This is a genomic window from Latilactobacillus graminis DSM 20719, assembly GCF_001436415.1.
Classification (GTDB): Bacteria; Bacillota; Bacilli; order Lactobacillales; family Lactobacillaceae; genus Latilactobacillus; species Latilactobacillus graminis.
The window spans coordinates 1-5911 of the sequence record NZ_AYZB01000015.1 but is presented as its reverse complement, the minus strand read 5'-3'; the positions used below and the strand labels follow the sequence as shown (position 1 = coordinate 5911).

Here is a 5911-nt window from a genome sequence, read left to right as displayed (position 1 = left end):
AAATCAGATTGATTGGTGCCGGCATAAGCGACCGTAATATGTGAATAATCAACTTCACCGGCCTTGTTCACTGGCGCAACGGCCATACCTTGAAACCCATTGGTGTCGTAACCATAACTATTTTTAGGATCGTTGGTATCGACGGTTTTGATAACTTGGAATTTTTGATTGGAATTTGAATCAGTGATTGTTCGAGTTTTTTTATCATCGATTCGTATCGGCTTCTTAACCTTGAAACTATCAGTATTATAAACACGTTCATCTATTACTCTGTATTGATTCGCGGTTCTCATTAGACCTTTCCCCTCGATCCGTCCAAAAATTTAACATTTATAATTGTCATAGTTTTGCCCAAATTTAAGCCATTATTTCTGTAACTACTGTCCGAAATTGAATTAAGCTCTATCTTTTCTCCAGAAGCTGTTATGACATCAAAATCAATATTTTTTGTTCCCGGAGAACTTTCATAGAAATCAATAACTTTGATCGATTTTATGTCCCTAAACGTATTTTTAGCCAACTTAATTAATTCTACTTGGTCTTGCTTATTTTTAGCAGCCATATGCTCTTTCACTCCTATTTTGATTCCAAATATAACGACTACTGAGAAAATTATAATTGCTATCCACGTTTTCTTTTTCAATATTCATACCTTCTCTAATGTTTATCGTTATAGAATACATTACCATGTTAACTATATAGAGATACCCTTCGCTCCTTCATATTTATCTGGGTACACATACAAATATATTTTTGAAAAAAACTGTCTTAATGACAACCGCTCCTTTATTATTTGTTAACATTTATAGATGTTTACACGGCTGCTTCAACTATTTTGTAGCAAATAGTCACCTTGACCTATTGATCTATGCCCTAAAGCCTACTTCCTATTTTTTATCAGCTCCTATAGTATATACTATTAATTATAGGGATAGTTAGTAGAAATAAGATAATAATAGCCGACTTGTATGAAGTAAAATGTACTACCAATTAAAGACTCAAATATTTTAAAACAAGTTCAAGATTGTTTAAAAAATGATTTCAAAACTGGACAAAGAAATTACACAATCTTCAAAGTTGGCAAAGCAACATTATTACGAATGAAACAAATGATATGGAACCATTTGTTGAGAGTGCAAAAAGTGAAACTTATCTGACCCGATTAATGAAAATAAACGATAAAATAAATAATGATTTAGAACGATAAGTAGTTTAGATTTATTTAGAGAGCCTCTATACATAGGTATGGGGGCTTTTTTATAGGAAAAAAAGCACTTTACTACTTTACTACTTTACTACTTTACTACTTTACTACTTTACTACTTTACTACTTATTGTGTGTGCTGCTTAACAAAGTGTCAAGTGAATTTATACTATTCTACTATTCTACTATTCTACTATTCTACTATTCTACTATTCTACTATTCTGATTATGCCCAATTTCTCGCCCTTTTCAACATAAATAATTATTTTCCACTTCTTTACTACAAAAAGTATTTACCTTAAACACTTTTCGTAGTAAGATAGTAATATAGTAAAGGAGGAACCAATGATGACAAAAAAACTTGTTTTTGGAAATTTTAAGGGCGGCGTTGGGAAGACAACTAACTCGGTTATGGTAGCCTATGAACTTGCACGAAAAGGCTACAAAACCTTAGTATGTGATTTGGATCCCCAAGCAAATTCAACCCAATTGCTTAGACGAACCTATGTACTTCAAAATGGAAAAGAATTAGAGGTACCAAAAACCATGATGCTTGCGTTACAAGAGGAAAACTTGGACTCTACCATCGTAAACATTATGGAAAACCTTTATCTCATTCCATCACATAAAGATTTTGTAAATTATCCAGACTTTTTGGAACTTAAATTCCTTCCAAATTTGCAAAATTACAAAGAAAAAAGAATTGCTTACTTTAATGAGCAACTAAAAACCGTTGAGGATAAATTCGACTATATTATTTTTGACGTTCCACCAACACTCTCGATTTTTACAGATACCGCTCTCTACTCATCTGATTCGGTAGTTATTGTCTTACAAACACAACAACGTTCATTAGATGGTGCTGAAGCTTTTTGGGAATATCTCCAAACCTTCTATAATACGTATGAAGCCAGTAATTTTGATATTGCTGGCGTCCTCCCTGTACTGCTAAAAAATAATTCTGGCTTGGACAATCAGATTATCGCCGATGCAAAAGAAACCTTTGGCGAAGACACACTATTTAATACAGTGATCAAACACATGGAACGCCTAAAACGGTATGATCGCAAAGGAATTGCGGAACAGAATCTAACAGAAGGAACTGACTATCATGACCGTAAAGTTCATGAATTATACTCCCGATTGGTCGAAGAAATCATAGAAAGGACTAACTAATATGGCCGCAAAATTAAATTTCAACAAAGATCCTCAACGTGGGGTCAAAGGAACAAAACAAATTGAAGAGACAAAAATATCAGAACCACAACAAACGTTCTCTCTCGATCAAATGAAAAGCGACACGGTTGCTGAACCTACCCCTCCTCAATCTAAAATGGGTCGCCCAAGACTAAACAAAGATTATACAACAATCCGTATACAAAGAATTAACGTTCACAGACTCAACTCACTCCAAAATACACTCGAAAAGGATACCCAGGACGACATGCTGTCACTTGCCTTGGACAAAATTGAGAATACTTTGGATTCAAACCAGAAAACTATGTTCGACATGTACATGAAAACTTACGAGGCTAAGAGTAAGCGCAAGAATAGTTAAACTTACTACTTTACTATCTTACTACTTTACTATCTTACTACTTTACTATCTTACTACTTTACTACATTTAAACATAAAAAAGGGAGCTGAGTCACTACTGTAATCAGCTTCTTGCATTTTACTTACTACATTACTATTGTACTATACTACTATCTTACTATTGTACTACTCTACTATCTTACTACATTACTACGTTTAATATATAAGTGTTTACAGTGTTGTTTTAATCGTGGTATTCTGCAACTAATATAAAAAGCCATCACGAACTGGAATTCGTGATGACCTACTTTAAAGAAGTTATTTGTCTGTAATTTCTTTTAACCTACGCCTTTTATTATAAGCTATTTTCTTAAAAATGGCAATACAAAAAGGCTTGTTTAATTGTACATAAAAGTAGGTCAATGCGGCTTTTCTAAGGAGTTACTGGTTCTCATACCAGGCTCGCATTTGCTTACTCTAAAACACTAGAGCGGACTCGCAAATGCGGGTTCGCTCTTTTTAATTGAAAAGGAGAACTAACATGGATAACCAACTGAACTATTACAACGTAAAACGTCAATACGCTTTAAAATTCTTCCAAGTCCCAAAGGTGTTTATGACCAGCGACAAATATAAAACACTAAGTGCTGAAGCTAAGCTTGCTTTCGCTGTTCTTTCTGATCGCCTCCAGCTATCAATCAAAAACCACTGGTTTGATCCTGAAGGCAACATTTATTTTATCTACACAGGCGAGCAACTAGAGGCGATTCTAGGTTGCGGACATAACAAGGTCAACAATGTTAAACGAGAACTTAAAGAGGCTGGTTTATTGGTCATGCAGCGCATGGGACAAGGTAGAGCTAATCGTATGTATCTTCTCGAACCCGAAATTACAGATGCTGATATTTACGGCATCGATCAACTAGAAACAAGCAACGAGGAAACTGTGAACATTGATTTACCAACGTCTATACAAGAACAATCAACGGGAAGCCTTGATAAATCTAGATTTCCTAAAAAGGGAAGTCTAGATTTCCTAAAAAAGGATACTAGTGATACTGATTTAAATAATACTGATATTTTAAAACCTTTAAGTACAGATTCTATAAAACCAGATACTCTAACAGACAGTCAAAAATCACTACGTGAACAACAAGACGCTGCTCTTTTTGAAAACCACATAGACAACGATAACGTTTTTAACAAACAGCAACTACTAACGCTTAAACTCTTGTCTAACAATAACTTTGAACAATTTATAATGCTTCAAAAGACTGTTCTTCGTGCTAAAAAACAAGCTTTAAATGAGCATAAAATCCAAAGTAGTTTATTTGATTTTAAAGACGAGGACGTTGCTAAACCAGTATACGATGTTTTGATACGAACTGTTGAAAAAGTGCGTTTAAATGCTGTAAAAGACGTGAACAGCTATGTTTATAGTGCTATGTATGATCAATTTGAACAGATTGGCAATAAGCGATCAATGGACAATTATAAAGCTGGGAACGCTGCAATCACATGGTCTTAAAAGCACTGTTAAATAGGCATTCCGTGAGGTGTCAAATTTCAGCAGCTCAAATCTAGCAGCTATTAGACTTATTATTACTAGGTTTTAGATTAGATTGAAGAAGATTTATATATGGCATTTCGACCATCTTCAAAAAGTTTAAAAAAATTTCGATGTTCGCTTGCGACAATCAAACGTCCTGTGCTATGCTTAATTCGAAAATAATGCGAACGTTTGTTCGTTTTATAAGAAGGAGACGGTAATCTATGGGGAATAAACCTACTGTGAAAAAAGAAAATATAACTCAATTAACAGATAAGCAAGACCGTTCCAAAGCATTAGAAGCTGCATTGACGAAAATAACCAAAAATTTTGGGCAAGGATCCATTATGAGAATGGGACAAAATACGGCTACTCAAATCGAAGTAGCGCCAACTGGGATATTATCTTTAGATCTAGCTTTAGGTGTTGGTGGTCTTCCAAAGGGCAGAATAGTCGAGATGTACGGCCCTGAAAGTTCTGGTAAATCGACAATCGCCATGCAAGCTGTTGCGGAAGTACAACGTGCTGGCGGGATTGCTGCTTATATTGATGCCGAAAACGCAATGGATCCAGTCTATGCAAAAAAGCTAGGCGTTGATATTGATAATCTATACCTGTCGCAACCAGATACAGGCGAACAAGGCTTAGAAATTGCTGATAAGTTGATCGAAAGTGCAGCGATAGATATTCTAGTTGTCGATTCAGTGGCTGCACTTGTTCCACGAGCTGAAATTGAAGGCGAAATGGGGGACGCACATGTTGGCTTACAGGCCCGCATGATGTCGCAAGCCCTCCGTAAACTATCAGGGACGATCAATAAAAATAAAACTGTGGTAATTTTTATTAATCAGATCCGTGAAAAAGTTGGCGTAATGTTTGGGAGTCCTGAAACAACTCCTGGTGGCCGTGCGCTTAAATTCTACGCTTCTGTTCGTTTAGATGTCCGCCGAGATGGTGGGACTGATAAGGATGACAAAGATGATAAAACCAAAGCGACTGGTCAGCCAATTAAAATAAAAGTCGTAAAAAACAAGGTCGCGCCACCGTTTAAAACCGCTCATGTTCACATGGTGTTTGGCGAAGGTGTGGATCCGGTTGGAGATATCCTTGACCAAGCAATTGAACATGAAATTGCTGAGAAGTCTGGTTCATGGTTTAACTATGATGAAATTCGCTTAGGTCAAGGACGAGGAAATGCAGTTAGTTATTTACGTGATCATGAGGATGTCCTCTCAGAAATTGATCGTAAGCTACGCGCTATTATTTTTCCTGATAACCATAAAGAAAACCAGAAGGCAGATCACAATGATGAATAATTGTTTAGTGCGTGAAATTAATCAACTTGAAATTACTGCAATTTTACGTTATCTAAGATGTCAAAAGGCAATTAATGATGCTAGAATCTCAAGGATTTAATGATCTTTAAACCTTAAATTCAAAGGAGAATTGATGCCCATCAGCTATTTTTCGGATTTATCACCCCCAAAAGAATGCTTATGAAAAATGAATACAAAAAAGCCGTTAGAACTTAATCTAACGGCCGATGTTAACCACTTCTGTTTTTTCTTGTTAAAAAAATACTTGCTTTTTGAAAAAAGTAAAGGTAAGGTTAAGACAAGTT

5 protein-coding genes and 1 pseudogene are annotated in these 5911 nt (G+C 35.5%); 4 read left to right on the top strand and 2 right to left on the bottom strand.

Annotated features, from left to right (window positions below; all coding sequences use genetic code 11):
* Together FC90_RS04130 and FC90_RS04125 are read right to left on the bottom strand one after the other, a co-directional pair.
* A pseudogene (locus FC90_RS04130) lies at positions 1-293 on the bottom strand (hypothetical protein); the annotation flags it as partial.
* Complete coding sequence (locus tag FC90_RS04125; protein WP_057908039.1) at positions 293-643, bottom strand: hypothetical protein; 351 nt, start codon at positions 641-643, stop codon at positions 293-295. The pseudogene FC90_RS04130 and the gene FC90_RS04125, both read right to left, overlap by 1 nt.
* 909 nt (positions 644-1552) lie before the next feature.
* On the opposite strand from FC90_RS04125, the gene FC90_RS04120 reads away from it, so the two are divergent.
* The 4 genes from FC90_RS04120 to recA all read left to right on the top strand — a co-directional run bounded on the left by FC90_RS04120 (position 1553) and on the right by recA (position 5606).
* Positions 1553-2380 carry a ParA family protein gene (locus FC90_RS04120; RefSeq protein ID WP_057908038.1) on the top strand — a complete coding sequence of 276 codons (828 nt, stop codon included), beginning with the start codon at positions 1553-1555 and terminating at the stop codon, positions 2378-2380.
* A gap of 1 nt (position 2381) precedes the next feature.
* Positions 2382-2762 carry a hypothetical protein gene (locus FC90_RS04115; RefSeq protein ID WP_057908037.1) on the top strand — a complete coding sequence of 127 codons (381 nt, stop codon included), beginning with the start codon at positions 2382-2384 and terminating at the stop codon, positions 2760-2762.
* Between the two features lie 520 nt (positions 2763-3282).
* Positions 3283-4269, top strand: a complete 987-nt coding sequence (locus tag FC90_RS04110) for a replication initiator protein A (protein WP_057908036.1) — start codon at positions 3283-3285, stop codon at positions 4267-4269.
* A gap of 245 nt (positions 4270-4514) precedes the next feature.
* The gene (recA, locus tag FC90_RS04105) at positions 4515-5606 is read left to right on the top strand and encodes a recombinase RecA (protein ID WP_057908035.1); all 1092 of its coding nucleotides are present in this window, start codon (positions 4515-4517) and stop codon (positions 5604-5606) included.
* The last annotated feature ends 305 nt before the right edge of the window (positions 5607-5911 follow it).

What these genes read in the sequence shown, in the direction of transcription:
- FC90_RS04120 (WP_057908038.1), top strand. Translation starts at nt 1,553, where the DNA reads ATGACAAAAAAACTTGTTTTTGGAAATTTTAAGGGCGGCGTTGGGAAG.
- FC90_RS04115 (WP_057908037.1), top strand. Translation starts at nt 2,382, where the DNA reads ATGGCCGCAAAATTAAATTTCAACAAAGATCCTCAACGTGGGGTCAAA.
- FC90_RS04110 (WP_057908036.1), top strand. Translation starts at nt 3,283, where the DNA reads ATGGATAACCAACTGAACTATTACAACGTAAAACGTCAATACGCTTTA.
- recA (WP_057908035.1), top strand. Translation starts at nt 4,515, where the DNA reads ATGGGGAATAAACCTACTGTGAAAAAAGAAAATATAACTCAATTAACA.